Below are 19,605 nucleotides of genomic sequence, written 5' to 3' on the forward strand. Positions count from 1 at the left end.
AACAATTTTAGTCGTTAAGTCTGATAAAATATTTTAATTTTACTGCGTTATGGAAGAAAAATCAAAAGATCCGCTTCACGGGAAAAGACTTGATGCCATTCTCGAAGAACTGGTAGAATATTATCAGGGATTTGAAAAACTGGGTGAACAGATTAATATTAAATGTTTTACGGATAATCCGAGTATTAATTCTTCGCTGAAATTTCTAAGGAAAACAGATTGGGCGAGAACGAAAGTGGAAAGTTTGTATCTGTATGTTTTGAGACAGAAAAAAAAGAACGAAGCAAAAAACGGAAAGTAAAAATAGAAAGTTGTTTTTAAGATTCTTCTTTTAGCGTTTTCCTGTAATCAGTCATTTCAAAAATAGTATATTTGTGCCGTTAATTGTGAAAAAACTTCACTAAAAAAGAAAAATATGACAATTGAAAACAATCATGTAGTAGCTGTAAAGTACATACTTCACACTATCGAAGAGGATGGAAATAAGATTCTTGTAGAAGAAACAACAGAAGAGAATCCACTTACATTTTTATATGGAAAGGGAATGATGATCCCAAAATTTGAACAAAATATCCTTGGTCTTAAAGCTGGTGATAAAGCTGCTTTTGTGATTCAGCCGGAAGAAGCTTACGGTGAGAAGCAAGAAGATGCTATCGCGCAATTACCGATTGATATGTTCAAGGAATCCGGAATTCCTCCTGTGGGAGTTATTTTGCCTTTATCTGATGATCAGGGAAATAATTTTCAGGCATTTGTAGTAGAAGTAACGCCGGAAGTTGTAATAGCAGATCTTAACCATCCAATGGCTGGGAAAGTTTTAGATTTCCAAGTGGAAATTTTAAACACTCGTCCTGCAACAGAAGAGGAGTTATCTCACGGTCACGCTCATGGAATTGACGGAAACGAAGCTCACTAAGCACTTTCTAAATAATATAAATGTCCGATTTTTTCGGACATTTTTTTTGTTTGTTGGATTTTCGCAAAGATGCAAGGTTTAGTTTTTGTGATAACGTTTTAAGGCGCAAGAAAATCAAAGATTTTCAAAATTCAGAACAGCCAATTTTATCGAATATAAAATCCTTGAGCCTTCGAATATTAAACAAGAATAAGTATCCATGTTTTTAATCTAAAAATTCTCCGGAAACATAATACCATCTTTCGTGCATTTTCTGAAAGAGCGAAAATTCGTGATGAAGCTGCGGAGTTCCGTCTTGATCAGTGTAATACGCTTTAAATTCAACTTGATTCAAAGCAGGAGTCTGCACGATTTCCAATTTTGTCCATTGATTAATTTCTCCCCATTCCTGCAGGTCTTTTTTGTTGTGTAGTTTTCTTTTTCCGGGAAGAGTTGTTTCCATTAAATATTCACCATTCGGAATCGCAAATGCAGAAAACCTTGAACGCATCAAAGATTCAGCGGTCGGAGCGTGTTTTTCTCCTGTATGATAAGGTTTGCAACATTCTTCGTAGGATTTTCCTGAGCAGCAGGGACAATTCATTTCTTTTAATTTTCAAAGCACAAATTTACATGAATATTTTTTCACAAATAAGACGAATTTTACATCAATAGGAATGGGCTTTAGCCTGTTTAAATGAAACATGAATTCTAATTTGGCTTTAGCCAAAACTTATATGTATGGATATTTTTCCCACAGATTACACAGATTTTCACAGATGATTGCGCATAATCTTTTTTAACTATGATAGGATATAACATAAGCATCAGTGAAAATCTGTGTGATCCGTGGGAGATTATAAGTATTTACCATTTATAAACCAAAAAAGCATCCAAATTAATGAATGCTTTTAAAATTTATTTAATAAAACCTCTGTTTCTCAATAAAGGCTTAATATCCGGATCGTGTCCTGTAAAATCTCTGAATGCCTGATTCAGATCAACAGAATTTCCTACAGAAAGAATATATTTTCTGAAACGATCTCCGTTTTCTCTTGTTAAACCGCCGTTCTTTGAAATCCATTCCCAAGCGTCATTATCTAAGGTTTCAGACCATAAATAAGCATAATATCCTGCAGAATAACCACCGCCCCAAATATGTGCAAAATAAGGAGTGTGATATCTCGGAGGAACGGTTGCTAAAGTAAATCCGTGATTTGCCAGTGATTGTTTTTCAAAATCCAAAACAGGAATCAACTGACTTTCATTTGTTACCGTATGCCAATCCATATCCATTTCGGCAGCAGAAACCAATTCGGTTGTCATGTAGCCTTGATTGAAAGTAGATGCTTTTTTAATTTTATCAACCAAAGTCTGTGGAATCGGCTGTTTCGTTTCGTAATGAAGCGCGTAATTTTTCAAAACAACAGGATCTAAAGCCCAGTGTTCATTAATTTGCGAAGGGAATTCCACAAAATCTCTCGGTACATTTGTTCCAGAAAGAGAAGGGTATTTCTGACTTGCAAACATTCCGTGGATGGAGTGACCAAATTCATGGAAGATCGTCGAAACATCGTCATAACTGATTAATGAAGGTTTTCCCGGAGCAGGTTTCTGGTAATTGTAGCAGTTTACAATTACAGGCTTTGTTCCTAATAAATAAGATTGCTCAACGAAATTACTCATCCAAGCTCCTCCGTTTTTAGAATCTCTTGTGTAGAAATCTAAATAATAAATCGCGATAGATTTTCCGTCGTGATCGAAAACTTCGTAAGTAACCACATCAGGATGATAAACAGGAAGATCCGTTCTTTTTTTGAAGGTTAATCCGTAGAATTTTTCAGCAGCGAAGAAAACTCCTTTTTCTAAAACCGTTGTGATTTCAAAATAAGGCTTAATTTCACTTTCATCAAGATCAAATTTTGCTTTTCTTACCTGTTCAGCGTAGAAATTCCAATCCCAAGGTTCCACTTTGAAACCTCCGTTTTGCTGATCGATCAAATCCTGAATATCTTTTGCTTCACGTCTCGCAGTTTCCACAGCCGGAGTCGCGATCTGATTCATCAATTTTGTAGCCGCTTCCGGAGTTTTTGCCATTTGATCCTGCAATTTCCAGTCTGCGTAACTTTTTTTGCCTAAAATCTGTGCTTTTTTAAGTCTAAGTTTAGCTAATTTTTCTATCGTTTCTCTTGTATCGTTTCCGTCGCCTTTTTCAGCTCTCAACCAAGATGCTTTGAAAAGCTTTTCTCTTGTTGCTCTGTTTTTAAGGTTTTGTAAAAGAGGTTGCTGCGTCGTATTTTGTAAAGCCAACAAATATTGACCGGGCTTTCCTGCGTTTTTAGCATCGGTTGCCGCAGCAGCGATTTCGTCAGCAGAAAGTCCGTCTAATTCTTTAGCATCAGAGAAATAAACGCCACCTTGTTTTCTGGCTTCCAGTAATTTGTTGGAATATTGCGTAGAAAGTGAAGCGAGTTCCTGATTGATTTGCTTTAATTTTTCTTTGTCAGCTGCAGAAAGATTCGCTCCTGCGATTTCAAAATTTTGTTTATAAAATTGAACCAATCTTTTGCTTTCAGAGTCTAAACCGTTTTCAGAAATAGCTTTAATTCTTTTATAAAGATTTTCATTAAGATACATTTTATCAGAATGAGCCGCAAAAATAGGAGCATATTCTTCATCTAAAGCCTGTAAAGTAGGATTTGTATTCGCACTTGTTAAGTTTGAAAATACAATGGTTGCTCTTTTTAAAACTTCACCGCTTTTTTCCAATGCTACAATCGTGTTTTCGAAAGTCGGAGCTTCCGGATTGTTGGCGATTTTAAGAATTTCGGCGTCGTGTTGTTTTAATCCGAAATTGAAAGCAGGTTTAAAATGTTCGTTTTTAATTTTATCAAACTCAGGCGCTTCATATTGAAGCTTGCTTTTCTTCATGAAAGGGTTTGACGAGAGGGAAGCATCCGGAGCCGGAACTTCCTGATTGGTATCGGTGCTTTTCATTGTAGTACATGATTGATTAAATGCTAATGCAGAAATTAATAATACCGATGTAATATTTTTCATAAATTAGTTGTTATTAAAAGTATAAAGATAATTAAAACTTAATTCATAAAAATAATAAACATGAAATCACAAACTCTTTTTATTTTCTCAGCTTTTTTATTATTAGCGTCGTGTGAAAAACATGATCGTAGAAATGGTGAGAACGGAAAAAACAACTGGGTAGAAAAAGTTGTCTTAAACGATGATGGAGGACCTTCGAGACAGAAGGAAGTAACAGGCGATTTTGATGAAATCGAGGTTTCTCAGGCAATCGAAGCTCAAATTATAAAATCTGATATTGAAAAGGTGGTAATCTCTGCTCCGGAAAATATTATTGATGAGATTTTGGTAGATAATGACGGCGGAAGTCTTCATATTCATTATAAAAAAGGAATCCGAGTGATGAATAATAATAAAGTTATTGCTAAAATTTACGCTAAAGATTTCTCTAAATTAAATGCTAATTCTGCAGCGAGCATTAGTGTTAAAGATAAATTCGTTCAGGAAAAAACACACATTGAAATTTCAAGTGCAGCATCAGTTTCAGGAGATCTTGAAGCAAATGATTTTGATATTTCAGCGGACAGCAGCAGCAGTTTCAGCGGAAAAATCTGGGCTGTTGATCTTAATATCGATGCGTCTTCTGCAGCAAGCATTGATATTTCAGGGAAAGCAAAAACTGCTGATGTGAGTGCTTCTTCGGGAAGTAGTCTTTCAGCAAAAGATCTTGTAGCCGATAATGTAAGCGCAGAAGCATCGAGCGGTTCGAGTGTAGACATTACTGCAAGTTCATCCATTAAAGCAGAAGCATCTTCAGGCGGAAGCGTAAGTGTTTATAAAAAAGGAAACGTAACCTCAGTTACAAAAGAAGAAAGCAGCGGCGGAAGCGTGAGTATTCAATAAAAATTATTTGTCAGATTCCTCATCTTCGTCATCAGTTGAGGAATCCTGCCATTGTTGATGATCGAAATTAAGATTGTCATACGCCAATAATTCCTCCTCTCGTTGGAGGATTTCTTTTGTGGTAAAGAGAATAAGCTCGTCATCTTCTTTCATTTTTGCTAATTTTCTCACAGAAGCTTTATCAATTGCCATAAATCTTTGTCCGAGACGTCTTGCGGCATATTTTCGCATCCCGGTTTCATGAAGAACATCGATCGCCATATCAACGGCTGTTCCTAATGTTTCACGATAAATATTATTAATTCCGTTGTTCAGATAATCATAAGCATCGAGTCTGTTTTTGGCTCGTACAAAAATTTTCACGTCCGGATAATGTTCACGCACAAGATCGGCAATGAATTTATTATCATCGGGATCGTCGAGACAAAGAACCAGAATTTCGGCATCATCAATTCCTGCAGCTCTTAATGTCGGGATTTTTGTAGCGTCGCCGTAATATACTTTAAAACCATGACTTCTCAATAATTTCACACGATCAGAATCTCTGTCTAAAACCGTAGCCGAAACTTTATTAGCTTTCAAAAGTCGTCCAACCGTACTTCCAAAATGTCCGAAACCTACGATGATAATTTTCTTTTGAATGACATCTTTATCAAGGATATTAAAATCGCTTTGCTCTTCCGGAACTTCTTTAATGAATTTGGGAATAATCAACCGATCATTAATAATCAAAAGAAGAGGAGTGATGCACATCGTAATTGCTGTAACAGCCATCATTTGAGCATTCAGTTCGGGGTTTAAAAGATAAAGACTGGACGTGTAATTAATTAATACAAAAGCAAATTCTCCGACCTGAGAAAGTGCAAAAGCGTAAAATAAATTTTGTGGAGTATCAATCTTGAAAAACTTCCCGATGGCGAATAAAACGATAAATTTTATAGCTAAAACAGCAAAAACAGTACTGAAAATAAAAATAGGATCTTTTTGAATAACATTAAAGTTGATGGTAGAACCTACACTCACGAAAAATACGGCAAGTAAAAGTCCTTTAAACGGATCAATCTGTGCTTCCAGTTCGTGGCGGAATTCACTGTTTGCCAACATTACACCTGCAAGGAAAGCGCCTAAAGCCGGAGATAATCCGATGGCAACCATTAATTCTGAAACTCCGATCACTAAAAATAGGGAAGAGGCGGTCAACAATTCCGGCATTCCCGATTTTGAAACATATCTTAAAAACGGAACGAAAACATATCGACCCAATAAAATTAAAACAACAACGCCTAAAATTACGGTCGCAAACTGCATCCATTCCGGAAGAGTCTGAATAAGAACCTGAATTTCGTTGTCGTGATGTTTGGCTTTAAAATTTGCAATAAGCGGAAGAATTGCCAAAATAGGAATGACCGCAATATCCTGAAACAAAAGAGTAGAAAATGATGCTTCTCCCGCGACTGTTTTTAAATTATCTTTTTCCTGTAAAGTCTGCAGAACAATCGCTGTGGAAGACAATGCAAAACACATCGCAATGGCAATCGCTTTGTCGATTCGCCATCCCGCCCAGATGAAAACAAGGAAAAGCAAAGAAATTGTCAGCAACATTTGAGTCAAACCAAGTCCGACGATCTTTTTCCGCATGTCCCAGAATTTTCTCGGTTCTAATTCTAATCCGACCAAAAATAAAAGCATAATCACGCCGAATTCACTGACATGCATAATACCGTTGACATCTTTTCCCGTCAGTCGCAAAACGTATGGTCCGATGATTATCCCTCCCGCAATATATCCTATCACAGAACTCAGTCCGAATTTTCTCGCTAACGGAACCATAATAATGGCAACGCCTAAGAAAATAAGGGTATTCATTGCTAAGCTGGATTCCATATTTTTATTGATTGAGAAGTTCTACGAATTTCTGTTTATGTAAAATAATTTCTTTTTTTGAAAGCTTGTTGGCTTCATAAACCACGGTGACATTTTTTACGTTGGCTTTAAAAACATTCAGAGAAACGATAAGCCCGCTGATGAGCTCTTCCACAGTATATTTATAGGTGCCTTCTTTGGAGAAAGACCTTTCTTTTCCGCCTGTGGTTACCAATATATGAACTTCTTTGCCTTCCAATGGGTTGTAATGATCTTCTTTCAGCCAGTCGCGGTCGAAAACTTCATCGATCCAAAGTTTTAATAATGGAGGCATTCCGAACCAGATTAATGGAAGCTGGAAAATAAAACGATCGTAATTTTTTATCCTTTTTCTTTCTCTGAAAGCGGCAATATGAAAATCCGGATATTCTTCGTAAAGATCCCGAAGTGTAAAATGCTGGTGACGAACATAGAAATTAATGAGCTCTGCATTCGAGTTTGAGTGCTCTAAATAAGGATGCGCAAAAACGACCAACGTCTTCTTCATGAAACCTGCTTTTCAGTAAATATAATGAAAAAAGATTGAATTAAAAATAGGTTTTATAATGATTTAGTAATTTTTTAATATGTAAAATTGAATTTAATGTTAAATAAGATAAAAAAACGGTCAGGTTTTAGACTTTTACATAAAAGTAAGTGAAACTTAAGTTGATTTTAACCATTAAGATTTTAATTAAAGAGGTTAAGAAAATTAAGAAAGCTTCGCTTGAGAAATAAAAATATAAAAAACCGATCATGATGGACCGATTTTATGTTTTGTTTAAATTAAAATAAACGTCTCGTTTGTCATTCCGTAGGAATCTAGGCTTAGTTTTTTAAGTCATTGCTTAGATTCCTACGGAATGACAAACTGAGTGAAAACTTTATTAGTTGGAATAAATTTAAATGTTAAAAAGAATTTCTGGCAAAAATTAAATTAGTTTTCCTCTAAATTCTACCATCCACCAGAAGCACCACCGCCTCCAAAACTTCCGCCACCGCCGAAGCCTCCAAATCCGCCGCCGCTGCTGCCACCCGAACTTCCGCCACCGCCGAAGCCTCCAAATCCGCCGCCGCTGCTGCCACCCGAACTTCCGCCACCAAAACCGCCTCCTCCGAAGCTGCCTGGGAAAGGGAAAAATCCACCCGGATAATTTCGGCGACCTCTTCTGGAAAGGATAACATCATCATCGTCGTAATTTCCGCCACCTTTTCCATTGTTTTTATTTCCGAAAAGAATAGCGAGAATAATGATAATCACAAAAGCGATAAGAAGAATTTTGAAAATACTGGTGTCACCGCCGCTTTCTTTATTGTTCAAAGGTTTGAATTTCCCCTGAACGGCTTCCATCAAAGCAGAAGTTCCGCGGTTGATCCCTTCGTACCATTCTCCCTGCTTGAAATGTGGAGTAACGATATAATCTAAGATCTGCCCTGCAACGGATGCTGTTAAATATTGTTCAACTGCTCTTCCTTGCTGGATCGACATGGTGTGATCTTCGGTTGCAATCAGGAAAACAATTCCGTTGTCCACTCCTTTTTTTCCGATTCCCCATTTTTGTCCGAACATGGTTGCCAGAAAGTTGACGTCTTCTCCTTTTGTAGAAGGAATAATGACTACTTCAATTTCTGTTGAGGTAGAATCTGCAAATTTTATAAGCTTGCTGTTGAGTTCATCTTTTTCCTGTTGGCTCAGCAAATTGGCTTCGTCAAAAACAGGATATAAAACAGCTGGTTTTTCAGGAATGGTATATTGTGCTGATACAAAAGTGTAAAAGCAAATCAATAAAAATGAAAATACTATTTTAAGAGAACGTAATTTCATTAGGCAGTTCATTGGGGTTTTCTCCTGTGACAGGAAAGTGTTTTTTTAGTTCAAGACCGGTTTCCAGAATTCCGCTTTTTAAGGCTTTATAATAATTTCCTTTGGCAAATTCAGACGTAATGTAATCATGAAGATGATCCCAATACGACTGACTCACTCTTTCATGAATTCCCGTATCTCCGATTATGGTAAGATATTTTTGTTCGAAATTAACATGAAAAAGCACGGCGTTTCTTTCGGCGGTTTTATTTAAACATAATTCTTCGAAAACCTTGAAGGCAATTTTAGCATTGTCATCTTCCGTATTCGAGTCTATATGCACTCTTATCTCGCCGGTAGAATGTTCCTCTGCCGATTGAATAGCTTCCACAAGGGAAGCTATCTGCTGTTTTGTTAAGAAATTACTCATTATTCTGAGAATACATCGGGTGCTTTCTGAGCTCCTGCTTCTGCTTTGAATAAAGGTTTCTCTTTAAAGTTGGTGAAATTCGCCAAAATATTATTCGGGAATTGCTTGATAGAAACATTATAATCTTTTGCAGCATCATTATAATAGACAGTTTCTGTTCTGATGCTATTTTCTATAGCGATATATTCTCTTTGGAAATTAATATATTGTTGATCTGCTTTTAAGTTTGGGTAAGATTCTACAACTGCCATCAATCTGCTTAAAGATCCGGATAATTCACCTTGTGCAGCTTGAAATTTTGCAAGATCCTGTTCTGTCATATTTGTAGGATCGATATTGATAGATGTTGCTTTAGAACGAGCTTCAACTACTTTGGTTAATGTTTCCTGCTCAAATTTAGAATAAGATTTTACGGTTCTTTCCAAATTCGGGATCAGATTGGCTCTTTTCTGATAAACGGTTTCAATATTAGACCATTTAGCATTTACAGTTTGCTCTTTATCTACAAAGCTGTTGTAGCCGCTTTTGCCCCAGAAGAAAATCACGGCAACAATAATAAGGAGAGCGATACCGATAGTTCCTGCGCTCAGACATCCTTTGTTTTTCATAGTTTAATTTTTTTTAAAATTTTTTGTGCTAACCAAATATACAAATTATGTGCTAATTTTGTAAAAATTTATTTTAATGACAACAATTGTGGTGGCAATGGGAGAGAAAAATGAGATTGGTTTTGAAAATCAGTTGCTTTGGCATCTTCCAAAAGATTTGAAACACTTTAAGGATACTACTTCGGGGCATCCTATTATTATGGGAAGAAAAACGTATGAAAGCATCGGGAAGCCTCTTCCTAATCGTACCAATATTGTTATATCGAGAAAGAAAAATTGGTTTGTAGAAGGAATTCTGATTGTCGGAAGCATTAAAGAAGCCATAAAATTTGCAAAAAAAATAGATGAAGAAGTTTTCATCATTGGTGGCGGAAATATTTACGAGCAGACAATAGATCTTGTTGATAAACTCGAAGTTACTTTGGTGAAAGCTGATCTTCAGGCAGATACTTATTTTCCTAAAATTGATGCTAAAATTTGGAAAAAAGTTAGTGAAACATGCCATGAAAAAGACGAAAAAAATCAATATGATTTCTGTTTTCAGACTTACGAAAAAGTAGTTGGCTAATGGTTGTTAGTTGATAGTTTTTGGATGAATATAATATCCCAAGAAAGTTTTTAACTATCAACGGTAAACCATAAACAATCAACCAAATTTCTTATCTTTGCACTTTTAAAATTTAATAATGAATAAATACATAAAGTTTGTAATTTCTGCTTTACTTATTGCAGTAGCAGTTTATCTGATGATGAACAGAAATATTGGGTGGGGAATTATTTTGATTATTCTTTCTGCCGTGCCGATTTTACTTTTCTTTAAAAATGAATATATTTTGTTGGCTTTCTGGTACTTAAGGAAACAAAATATGGAAAAAGCCGGAGTTTGGTTACAGAGTATTACCAATTATCAGACGCAGCTTCATCAATCTCAATATGGATATTTCCATTATTTGATGGGATTGACGCAAGCTCAGGATCATCCTACGAAAGTGGAACCTTTAATGAAAAAAGCATTGGAATACGGCTTAAATATGAAGCATGACAGAGCAATGGCAACCTTAAATCTTGCTGCAGCAGCGATTTCTAAAGGAAGAAAACAAGAAGGTCAGAAATTGCTGGAAGAAGCAAAAAGACTGGATAGCGCAGGAATGATGACAGATCAAATCAAAATGATGAAAGATCAAATGAAAATGCCGACCATGCAAAAGCATATGCACAATCCTAATATGAGAAATAGAGGGAAATTCTAGAAAGAAAATTTAATTAAAATATAAATGCACCTGAAAATTCGGGTGCATTTTTTTGTGTCAAATTACATTTCTGAAGAATGATCGTACCCATAAAACTTGGGAATCCGCAAATGATATTTTACGGCAAGTGTACGTATCGCGACAATTAATAAAATGGTAAAAACCTGAATAACAGTATAAGAAAGTGTAGTGAAATTGGTAAGCAATAAAAATGTTGCACCTCCAATAATACAAGCTGTAGCATAAATTTCTTTTCTGAAAATCAAAGGAATTCTATTGAGCAGAATATCCCGGATAATACCTCCGAAGCAACCCGTAATTGTTCCCAAACCAATACATATTAAAGGATGAATATTTACATTCAACCCTTTTTGAACACCAATAATGGTAAACAATCCCAATCCGAAACTGTCGAAAATAAATAAAGTAACCTTAAAGTTTTTCTCCAAAGATTTAAATATCATTGAAATAATACTCGTAATGATAATCACGGCACAAGTCAACAAATCATGCATCCAAAAAACAGGAATGTCGAGTAATAAATCTCGTACAGTTCCACCGCCAACAGAAGTTACAAAGGCAATAATAAGCACCCCGAAAGGATCAAGACGCTTCTGCATCGCAGCAAAACTTCCCGACATCGCAAATGATATCGTTCCCAATACTTCTATGGCAAAATTGAACTGTTCGTGCATACATTATATATAAGTAATGAATAATTGGTAATGAGTAATAAAAATTATGCCGTTGTATTTTTGGATAATTTAAATTTATAGGTTGTCATTACTTTTACCAACTCTTCACATTCTGATCTTAAATGTAAAATTTTTTCCTGATCCAAATATCCCAGTTCATCAATTATTTCCAACCAAAGCTGAGTTTCATCAATTTCTTCAACAACAATGCAGATCTTTGCAAACCTTTCTTTTTCGGATCTTGCTCTTGCAACAGCTCTGTAATTGGCCGCTACAGAAGTCGCAGATCTTATAATTTGCTTTCGGATTATTGAGAGAGCATCTGAATAGGGTAATATTGATAATGATTTAATAATAGAAATCGAAAAATTTTTAGTTCGATCTCTAAATATCTGATTAAAATCCATAGTTGTAAAAATTACTCATTACCAATTACCCATTACTCATAATTGTACTCTTACTGCTTCCGGAACGAGTAATTCATACTCACCGTTATGATTAATAATTTCTCTCACAATGCTGCTGCTGATGAAAGATTTTCCTGATGAGGTTAATAAAAATACGGTTTCCAGTTTTTTATGAGCTAATGTTCTGTTGGTGTGAGCAATCGCTTTTTCAAATTCAAAATCGGCAGGATTTCTTAAGCCTCTGAGAATATATTGTGCATTTTTTTCGAAGCAGTAATCAACCGTTAAACCTTCGAAATAATCCACTTCCACATTGGGAAATTCGGCAACGGAATTTTGGATAAATTCCATCCTTTTCTCCAGCGGAAACATGTATTTCTTCTGAGAATTTTGTCCGATCGCAATGATTAACTTATCAAAAAGCGGTGCCGCTCTTTCTATAATATCATAATGTCCTAAAGTAATGGGATCAAATGACCCCGGAAAAACAGCGATTTTCATACTATTTTGATTTTTTAGCTAAGGCTTTTTCAACTTCGTTTCCACAAAGATCTGTGATAGAAATTCCGTAAATTTTTGCCTGTTGAGGAAGAATACTTGCAGGAGAAAATCCCGGATTGGTATTCATTTCCAGCATATAAGGAATTCCGTTCATTAAAATAAATTCACTTCTTGAAAAACCACTCATTCCAAGAGAATTATAGGCTCTTTTTGATATTTCTTCAACTCTGATTCTGGTTTCGTCGTCGATTCTTGCAGGGGTAATTTCTTCGGAAGCACCTTCATATTTGGCTTCATAATCGAAAAATTCATTTTGAGGAACAATTTCTGTAATTCCCAAAACGATGGTCTCTCCTTTATAATCGATCACTCCTACAGAAACTTCCATTCCGTCGAGGAAACTTTCAATTAAAATCTCATTATCTTCTTTAAAAGCAATTTCTGTGGCAGCAATTAATTCTGATTTTTCTTTAACCTTAGAAATTCCCAGCGAAGAACCTGACTGATTGGGTTTCACGAAAACAGGAAGCCCAAGATTTTCAATGATTTCATCAACATTAATTTCTTCTCCTTTTCTTAAATAAACACTTTTCGCAGAAGGAATTCCGTATTTTGAAAGTACGGCTAATGTATCTTTTTTATTGAAAGTTAAAGCACTTTGATAAAAATCGCAACCGGTATATTTTTGTCCGATCGCGTCCCAATAAGCCTGAAGAATTCCGTTTTCACCCGGTGTTCCGTGGATAATATTGAAGCAGACATCGAATTTCAGTGTTTCATTATTATCTAATGCAACTGAAAAATCTCCCTTGTTGATGTTGTGTTTTTTATCATTTTCACCTAAAAAATACCATTCATCTTTAAGGATAACCACTTTATATACATCGTAAAGTTCTCTATCTAAGGAATCATAAATTAATTGTCCGCTTTTTAATGATACAACATATTCGTCCGAATAGCCTCCCATTACTACGGCAACTTGTTTTTTGCTCATAACCATATAGTATCAATTAAGGCAAATTTAATCATTTTATATAATGGAGAACTGCAATTTTAGAAATTTTAAGCTCAAAAATGAAATGTGTTAAATAAAAAGGACATTAGAAAATTATTAATTATATTTGCTGTCTAATTATAGTCATTTTAAGTATGCTTAAATCACTTTTCAATTGGAAAGTTTTACTGAACTTAGTCGTAGCCATCGGTGTTTTTGTGGGGTTGGTTTGGCTTACATTTCGTTGGTTAGAATATCATACTAATCATGGTCAGGAAATTCCGGTTCCAAATATCGTTAATAAATCTGTACAGGAAGCCATCAAAATATTGGATGATTCCGGATTAGAATATGAAGTAGACAGTCCACAGTATAACCCTAAATACAGACCTTTTCAGGTATTGCAGGTATATCCTACACCAGGTTCTCGTGTGAAAGACGGCAGAGCAATTTTATTAAAAGTAAATCCAAGAACTTGGGCGAGAGTGGAAGTTCCTGATGTTATTAATAAATATTCGGGTCTTGCTTTCCAGAGATTGGAGCAGGTGGGATTGAAAGTGGGTGACACGATTTACGAACCGAGCATTCAGAAAGATGCGGTTATAAGAATATTATATAAAGGCGCTGAAATAAAACCTAAAACAAAACTGGCAAGATTCTCTGTCGTAGATGTTGTGATAGGTTCTGGACCGATGCGAAATATATCGATTCCGAATGTTGTAGGATTAACGGTGAAAGAAGCACGAGTGCTGATTGCAAGAAGTATGTTTGAGGTTGGTCTTGTGGATCATGAAGATGGAAGCAAAGATGAATCAGACGTTATTTACTACCAAGATCCGGCGGCAGGAGATGTCCGGGATCAGGGAATGCAGATCGATCTCTGGGCGAGTAAAAAAACGTTGGCCGAATTGAGCGCTAAAATAGAACAACTGAATTCTACCTACAGAATGAAAGTAGATACGGCTTTGCCTCCGGTACATTATGAGGAAGTTCCTAGACATCAGGAACCTAGTTATGATACGCCACCTCCGCCGGTAACACCAAGAAGAGAGAATCCGAGACCTGCAACGGAGGCTCCGAAAACAGATGTAACGAAGACAACAACTACGAAGCCGACCGCTTCCGTAACTGAAAATAATAAACCTAAAACTACTTCTTCAGGAAGTAGTTCTGGTAATACTGCAGGTTCAAGTAATAATAAACCGACAAGTACTAATAATAAACCAACCACTACAACGGCACAAAAACCTGCCGAAAAGCCAAAAGCAAAAAAAGTAGTCGTAGAGTAATTATTTAAAAGCATAAAAAATAAAGGCTTCAACTTTCATTATGTTGAAGCTTTTTGTATAAAAGATAAAACAATGACAGAAGATAACGAAGAATTTTTAGATGAAGAATTATTAGACCAGAACAGTATCGATGCTATTGATATTGATGAGGAAAATAAAGGGTTGTATGAGCATCTTAACATCATTGTTGATAAGAATCAGGATCCTTTAAGAATAGATAAGTTTTTATTAATACACCGTCATAATTCATCAAGAAATAAGATTTCGCAGACCTGCAGAGCGGGAAATGTTGTTGTGAACGGAGTTTCTGTTAAGCAAAATTATCGTGTAAAGCCGGGAGATCAGGTTTCTGTTTTACTGGCGCATCCGCCGAGAGAGAATTTTATTATTCCTCAGAATATTCCTATTAATATTGTATATGAAGATGATGATTTGGTGGTGGTAGACAAAGAACCCGGGATGGTAGTACATCCTGGATTCGGAAACTGGGACGGAACATTGGTGAATGCTTTGGCCTACCATTTTGAGCAGAACAATCAAAAGTCTGATCTTGACAGGGTAGGATTGGTTCACAGAATCGATAAAGATACTTCAGGACTTTTAGTTATTGCAAAAACTGAATATGCGCTAAGCTTTTTGGCAAAACAGTTTTTCGACAGGAAAACCAGAAGATTGTACTGGGCTTTTGTTTGGGGCAACGTACAGGACGATGAAGGTACGATAAGAGGTCACATAGGGCGTCATCCCAAAAACAGGATGCAGATGCACACTTATGTAGATGGAAGCCACGGAAAGCATGCGGTGACGCATTACAAAGTTTTAGAAAGATTTAAATATATGACTTGGGTAGAGTGTAAATTGGAGACGGGAAGAAACCCACCAGATCCGTGCGCACTTCAAACACATTGGTCATACTTTATTTAATGATGAAAGATACGAAGGTCATACACCTCTCCGAGGAGTGAATCTTCCTAAGTATAAGCAGTTTATAAAAAATGTTTTCGAAATTTTGCCTAGACATGCACTTCATGCGCATACTTTAGGATTTATACATCCAACGACCAAGAAAGAATTATATTTTGAGAGCCCAATGCCGAAAGATATGACGGATGCTGTAAAAAAATGGAGAAATTATTTAGAAAACTAAAAATATATTGAGAATTTTTTTATATTTGTTGAATTGAAATCAAGATTTGTTATGAGAAAACTATATGCTATAGTATGTTTAGCTCTTTTGTCAAATGCATACAAAGCACAAGAAACTTTACCGTACTACCAACAATATCTTTTAGATGGTGAGTTTTTGTTCAACCCAGCACAATACGGAAAAACGGACTACGTGCAGCTTAATCTTAACTATCAGCAGCAATTTTCAAAGTTTAGCGAATCTCCCAATGTACAGTCAGTGGGGATTAACGCGAATATCTTTGATAGAGTAGGGGCAGGTTTATCTGTATTTAGAGACAGTAATGGTCCTATTTCTGCGGGCGGTATTACAGCTGGTGCTTCATATTTTATTCCTCTTAGTAGTGAAGGAGATAGAAAAGATCAATTCTCTTTTGGTACAAGCGTAAGCTTCTATAATATGAATTTTGATTATTCTAAAATTAATACGCAGGACGCGTCAGATCCTTTATTGCAAGGTAGTGAGAGTAATATCTTCATGGCGTATGCAAACTTTGGGGCACAAGCTACATACAGAAACATCTTCGCTGGAGTTTCTGTGAACGACATCGCTCTTACCAACGATGAGGCGATCGTAAACGGACGTGAGCCTTCTCCAATCAAGTTCTTCTTAAACTTAGGATATGATTGGCATATTGGAGATAATATTTATTTCACTCCATCAGCGTTAATCAACCTTAACACGAACTCTACAAGAACCGTAGATTACAACTTAATGGCTACGTTCTTTAATGATATTAATGCATTCTCTTTCGGAGTAAGCTACAGATCTGTTCAAAACAGATTCGACAGTCAGCAATTGCAGATTGCACCGGTTGTAAAAGTAAGATTCAACAAATTCATGATTGGAGCTACTTACAACCTAGGTTTATCTGATATCCAGGAATATGGAGGAAACAGCTTCATGATCGGATTAGGATATAACTTCGATAACTTCATTAATCATAGAGGTTATAGATATTAATCAATTTAATTTAAATAAATTTGAGCTCTGAATTTTTTCAGAGCTTTTTTTATGATTTATATTCACATCCCGTTCTGTAAGCAAAAGTGCAGCTACTGTAATTTCCACTTTTCAACGTCTTTAAATTTTAAAGATGAGATGATTGCTGCCATGAAAAAGGAAATCTTTTTGCGAAAAGATGAGCTTGAAAACAAAAAATTACAGTCACTTTACTTTGGCGGAGGTACGCCTTCTATCCTTTCTCCCGACGAAATTCATTCTTTAATAGATGAAGTCTTAAAATATTTCAGTTTTGATAGAGATATTGAGATCACTTTAGAAGCCAATCCGGATGATTTGGATAAAAACTTTTTAAAAGGCTTATCAAATTCTCCAATAAATCGTCTGTCAATTGGTACGCAAAGTTTCTTTGAGGAAGATTTAAAGCTAATGAATCGAGCACATACAGCTTCCGAAGCGGAAGGTTTCTATTAAAAGAGCGCAGGATTTCGGCTTTGAAAACCTTAGTATTGACTTAATTTACGGTTCACCAACCTCCAATCTTGAAATTTGGAAGGAGAATTTAAACAAAACAATTGCCCTTGAAGTCCCGCATATTTCATCTTATGCTTTAACGGTGGAGCCAAAAACAGCGTTGGAAAACTGGATTGCTAAAGGAAAAGTACTCAGTCCGAAGGAAGAAGAACAAAATAAAGAGTTTTATTATCTGTCAGATTTCTTAAAAGACAATGGTTTTGATCATTATGAAGTTTCCAATTTTGGAAAACCGGGCTTTTATTCAAGGCATAATTCCGCGTATTGGAAGTATAAAGAGTACTTGGGAATCGGTCCGTCTGCACATTCTTACAATGGTTTTGATGTCAGAAGCTGGAACGTTGCCAATAATCAGCAGTTCATTAAGAAATTAAACTCCAATTTGTTGGCTAAAGAAGAAGAAATTCTCTCTCAAAACGATCAGTTTAATGAAATGATCATGATCGGACTGAGAACAATTTGGGGAGTTGATCTCGAAAGTTTAAAAGAAAAGTTTAATAATAAAGTTCTGGATCATTTTCAGAGTGAAATTAAATCAAAACTGGAAGAAGAAATTCTTGTCATTGAGAATAATCATCTTAAAATTCCGGAAAAACACTGGTTTATGGCAGACGGAATTGCCTCCGATTTGTTTATTGTTTAAGCGGAAAAGAGTCGTTTGTGAAAAACTTCCAACATCCAGCTTCCAGCATCAACAATTTCACTATTTTTGTATAAAATTTCAACTCAATTTTGAAAACTAAAAAGCAAGATTATTCGCATCTTTCACCAAAACAGCCTATCGGAATTTTTGATAGCGGAGTTGGAGGATTAACGGTGGCCAAAGAAATAAAGAGACTTCTTCCCAACGAAGATCTTATCTATTTCGGAGATACGAAACACCTTCCGTACGGTGAAAAATCGAAAGAAGCGATCATCGAATATTCTACGAAAATCACTAATTTTTTGTTGGAACAAAATTGTAAAGCGATTGTAATTGCCTGCAATACGGCGACAGCAAATGCTTTGAATGAAGTAATGAAATCTGTAGCAGGAAAAGTTCCGGTAATTGACGTAATTAATCCTGTGGCGGAAAAAGTGTCATATGAAATTCACAATAACGTAGGCGTAATTGCGACGAAAGCAACCGTGAATTCAGGATTGTATAAGAAAAGTATTCGTAAGCATAATAAATGGATCAAGGTGGATGAATTGGCGACGCCATTATTAGTTCCTGCGATTGAAGAAGGTTTTAAAAATCATCCGATTACGCATGCGATTATTTACAATTATTTGAGTAATAGTAAATTAAAAAATATTGAAACGTTGATTTTAGGATGTACCCATTATCCTTTATTAATTGATGAAATCAAGCAATATTACGGAAATCGCGTTCGTGTAATTGATTCTCCAAATATTGTTGCCAATCATTTGAAGATCATTCTGGATAAATACAATCTTTTAAATGAAAGCAATCCAAAACCGAATTATCATTTTTATCTTTCGGATTTAACGAAAAATTTTGAAAAAATATCAAAGAAATTCTTTGGAAAAAGCATCGACTTAGAATTTAAAGTATTATAAAAACAAAAAGCTGTCTCATTTGAAACAGCTATTTTCTTTATTTTACATTTCCAAAATCACATTCTTACTTTCCAATCTCTTTTTTGGCGTATGAATAGGTTGATTGCTGTCATTTTCAGATTTTTCACCGATCGCCACGGCAAATAGAGTTTCATACTTTTCATTATTCAAAATCGCATTATACTTATCATTTTCAATTCCTTCCATCGGAGTAGAATCGATTTCCATCGCTGCACAAGCGGAAAGCAAAACGCCAAGGGAAAGATAAACCTGATGTTTTAGCCAGGATTTTATTTCAGCTTCACCTTTTGGTTTTACAAACGTTTTATAATAATTTACAGATCCTTCCGGCAAATTTTCTTCAATTTGTTTCTCAAAATCTTCGGGATTTTTAATCACCTGAAAAATGATCAGATAACTACTGTCCAATACTTTTTCCTTGTTGAAATAAGAAACTTCTGCGAGTTGTTCTTTAATTTCAGGATTATTCACAAAAACAAAATTCCATGGCTGACTGTTGATGGAAGAAGGACTTAAATGTAAAATTTCTTTAAGCATCTGTACTTTTTCGTCACTTATTTTTCCTTGAGGATTATACTTTTTCACGGTATATCTCGATTTCATTTTCTCTAAAAAGTTCAT

20 protein-coding genes and 2 pseudogenes are annotated in these 19,605 nt (G+C 35.6%); 10 read left to right on the forward strand and 12 right to left on the reverse strand.

All coding sequences use genetic code 11. The features are described from left to right. The first annotated feature begins 49 nt into the window (after positions 1 to 49). Together J3D55_RS05350 and J3D55_RS05355 are read left to right on the forward strand one after the other, a co-directional pair. On the forward strand, positions 50 to 301 hold the full coding sequence (locus tag J3D55_RS05350; protein ID WP_259128717.1) for a VF530 family protein: 252 nt from the start codon (positions 50 to 52) through the stop codon (positions 299 to 301). Positions 302 to 415: 114 nt separating this feature from the next. Continuing rightward, entirely contained in the window at positions 416 to 916 is a 501-nt protein-coding gene (locus J3D55_RS05355) for an FKBP-type peptidyl-prolyl cis-trans isomerase (protein WP_259128719.1), read from the forward strand. A 205-nt stretch (positions 917 to 1,121) separates the two neighbouring features. Here J3D55_RS05355 and J3D55_RS05360 read toward each other — a convergent pair whose 3' ends face one another. Together J3D55_RS05360 and J3D55_RS05365 are read right to left on the reverse strand one after the other, a co-directional pair. Beyond that, on the reverse strand, positions 1,122 to 1,499 hold the full coding sequence (locus J3D55_RS05360; RefSeq protein WP_259128721.1) for a YchJ family protein: 378 nt from the start codon (positions 1,497 to 1,499) through the stop codon (positions 1,122 to 1,124). Positions 1,500 to 1,813: 314 nt separating this feature from the next. Beyond that, entirely contained in the window at positions 1,814 to 3,955 is a 2,142-nt protein-coding gene (locus tag J3D55_RS05365; RefSeq protein WP_259128723.1) for a M3 family metallopeptidase, read from the reverse strand. Positions 3,956 to 4,015: 60 nt separating this feature from the next. Here J3D55_RS05365 and J3D55_RS05370 point away from each other — a divergent pair, with 60 nt between their 5' ends. Then, positions 4,016 to 4,837 carry a head GIN domain-containing protein gene (locus J3D55_RS05370; protein ID WP_259128725.1) on the forward strand — a complete coding sequence of 274 codons (822 nt, stop codon included), beginning with the start codon at positions 4,016 to 4,018 and terminating at the stop codon, positions 4,835 to 4,837. Positions 4,838 to 4,840: 3 nt separating this feature from the next. On the opposite strand, the gene J3D55_RS05375 is transcribed toward J3D55_RS05370, so the two are convergent. The 5 genes from J3D55_RS05375 to J3D55_RS05395 all read right to left on the reverse strand — a co-directional run bounded on the left by J3D55_RS05375 (position 4,841) and on the right by J3D55_RS05395 (position 9,581). Next, positions 4,841 to 6,721 carry a monovalent cation:proton antiporter-2 (CPA2) family protein gene (locus J3D55_RS05375; protein ID WP_259128733.1) on the reverse strand — a complete coding sequence of 627 codons (1,881 nt, stop codon included), beginning with the start codon at positions 6,719 to 6,721 and terminating at the stop codon, positions 4,841 to 4,843. A gap of 4 nt (positions 6,722 to 6,725) precedes the next feature. Continuing rightward, complete coding sequence (locus tag J3D55_RS05380; RefSeq protein ID WP_259128735.1) at positions 6,726 to 7,247, reverse strand: NAD(P)H-dependent oxidoreductase; 522 nt, start codon at positions 7,245 to 7,247, stop codon at positions 6,726 to 6,728. Between the two features lie 447 nt (positions 7,248 to 7,694). Then, a complete protein-coding gene (locus tag J3D55_RS05385) occupies positions 7,695 to 8,564 on the reverse strand; it encodes a TPM domain-containing protein (protein ID WP_259128736.1) in 870 nt (289 codons plus the stop codon). Beyond that, complete coding sequence (locus J3D55_RS05390; protein WP_259128744.1) at positions 8,545 to 8,973, reverse strand: TPM domain-containing protein; 429 nt, start codon at positions 8,971 to 8,973, stop codon at positions 8,545 to 8,547. The genes J3D55_RS05385 and J3D55_RS05390 overlap by 20 nt, the downstream gene beginning before the upstream one ends. Then, positions 8,973 to 9,581, reverse strand: a complete 609-nt coding sequence (locus J3D55_RS05395; protein WP_259128745.1) for a LemA family protein — start codon at positions 9,579 to 9,581, stop codon at positions 8,973 to 8,975. Before J3D55_RS05395 ends, J3D55_RS05390 begins: the two co-directional genes overlap by 1 nt. 76 nt (positions 9,582 to 9,657) lie before the next feature. Between J3D55_RS05395 and J3D55_RS05400 the strand changes: the two genes are divergently transcribed. Continuing rightward, positions 9,658 to 10,149 carry a dihydrofolate reductase gene (locus tag J3D55_RS05400; RefSeq protein ID WP_259128751.1) on the forward strand — a complete coding sequence of 164 codons (492 nt, stop codon included), beginning with the start codon at positions 9,658 to 9,660 and terminating at the stop codon, positions 10,147 to 10,149. Between the two features lie 118 nt (positions 10,150 to 10,267). Then, complete coding sequence (locus tag J3D55_RS05405; protein WP_259128753.1) at positions 10,268 to 10,831, forward strand: DUF2892 domain-containing protein; 564 nt, start codon at positions 10,268 to 10,270, stop codon at positions 10,829 to 10,831. 62 nt (positions 10,832 to 10,893) lie between these two features. Here the strand turns inward: J3D55_RS05405 and J3D55_RS05410 are convergent, their stop codons facing one another. From J3D55_RS05410 to J3D55_RS05425, 4 genes are read right to left on the reverse strand one after another with little or no spacing between them, the layout of a single operon-like run. Further along, on the reverse strand, positions 10,894 to 11,526 hold the full coding sequence (locus J3D55_RS05410) for a trimeric intracellular cation channel family protein (protein ID WP_259128754.1): 633 nt from the start codon (positions 11,524 to 11,526) through the stop codon (positions 10,894 to 10,896). A 44-nt stretch (positions 11,527 to 11,570) separates the two neighbouring features. Next, a complete protein-coding gene (locus tag J3D55_RS05415; RefSeq protein ID WP_259128760.1) occupies positions 11,571 to 11,933 on the reverse strand; it encodes a four helix bundle protein in 363 nt (120 codons plus the stop codon). A 36-nt stretch (positions 11,934 to 11,969) separates the two neighbouring features. Then, the gene (gene coaD / locus J3D55_RS05420) at positions 11,970 to 12,434 is read right to left on the reverse strand and encodes a pantetheine-phosphate adenylyltransferase (RefSeq protein ID WP_259128767.1); all 465 of its coding nucleotides are present in this window, start codon (positions 12,432 to 12,434) and stop codon (positions 11,970 to 11,972) included. Position 12,435: 1 nt separating this feature from the next. Continuing rightward, positions 12,436 to 13,428, reverse strand: coding sequence for a D-alanine--D-alanine ligase (locus J3D55_RS05425; RefSeq protein WP_259128769.1), 993 nt, complete (start codon positions 13,426 to 13,428; stop codon positions 12,436 to 12,438). 155 nt (positions 13,429 to 13,583) lie between these two features. On the opposite strand from J3D55_RS05425, the gene J3D55_RS05430 reads away from it, so the two are divergent. The 5 genes and pseudogenes from J3D55_RS05430 to murI all read left to right on the forward strand — a co-directional run bounded on the left by J3D55_RS05430 (position 13,584) and on the right by murI (position 18,963). Beyond that, complete coding sequence (locus tag J3D55_RS05430; protein WP_259128771.1) at positions 13,584 to 14,717, forward strand: PASTA domain-containing protein; 1,134 nt, start codon at positions 13,584 to 13,586, stop codon at positions 14,715 to 14,717. Positions 14,718 to 14,789: 72 nt separating this feature from the next. Next, positions 14,790 to 15,864 (forward strand): annotated as a pseudogene (locus tag J3D55_RS05435) (RluA family pseudouridine synthase). 51 nt (positions 15,865 to 15,915) lie between these two features. Continuing rightward, positions 15,916 to 16,866 (forward strand): PorP/SprF family type IX secretion system membrane protein, encoded by a 951-nt coding sequence (locus J3D55_RS05440; RefSeq protein WP_259128773.1) that lies wholly within the window; start codon positions 15,916 to 15,918, stop codon positions 16,864 to 16,866. 51 nt (positions 16,867 to 16,917) lie between these two features. Beyond that, positions 16,918 to 18,043: pseudogene (gene hemW, locus J3D55_RS05445) on the forward strand (radical SAM family heme chaperone HemW). A gap of 89 nt (positions 18,044 to 18,132) precedes the next feature. Beyond that, complete coding sequence (gene murI / locus J3D55_RS05450) at positions 18,133 to 18,963, forward strand: glutamate racemase (RefSeq protein WP_259128775.1); 831 nt, start codon at positions 18,133 to 18,135, stop codon at positions 18,961 to 18,963. Positions 18,964 to 19,005: 42 nt separating this feature from the next. Here murI and J3D55_RS05455 read toward each other — a convergent pair whose 3' ends face one another. Then, a complete protein-coding gene (locus tag J3D55_RS05455; protein ID WP_259128782.1) occupies positions 19,006 to 19,605 on the reverse strand; it encodes a nitroreductase family protein in 600 nt (199 codons plus the stop codon).

Origin of the sequence: Chryseobacterium ginsenosidimutans (assembly GCF_024807225.1) — a bacterium.
GTDB lineage: Bacteria > Bacteroidota > Bacteroidia > Flavobacteriales > Weeksellaceae > Chryseobacterium > Chryseobacterium ginsenosidimutans.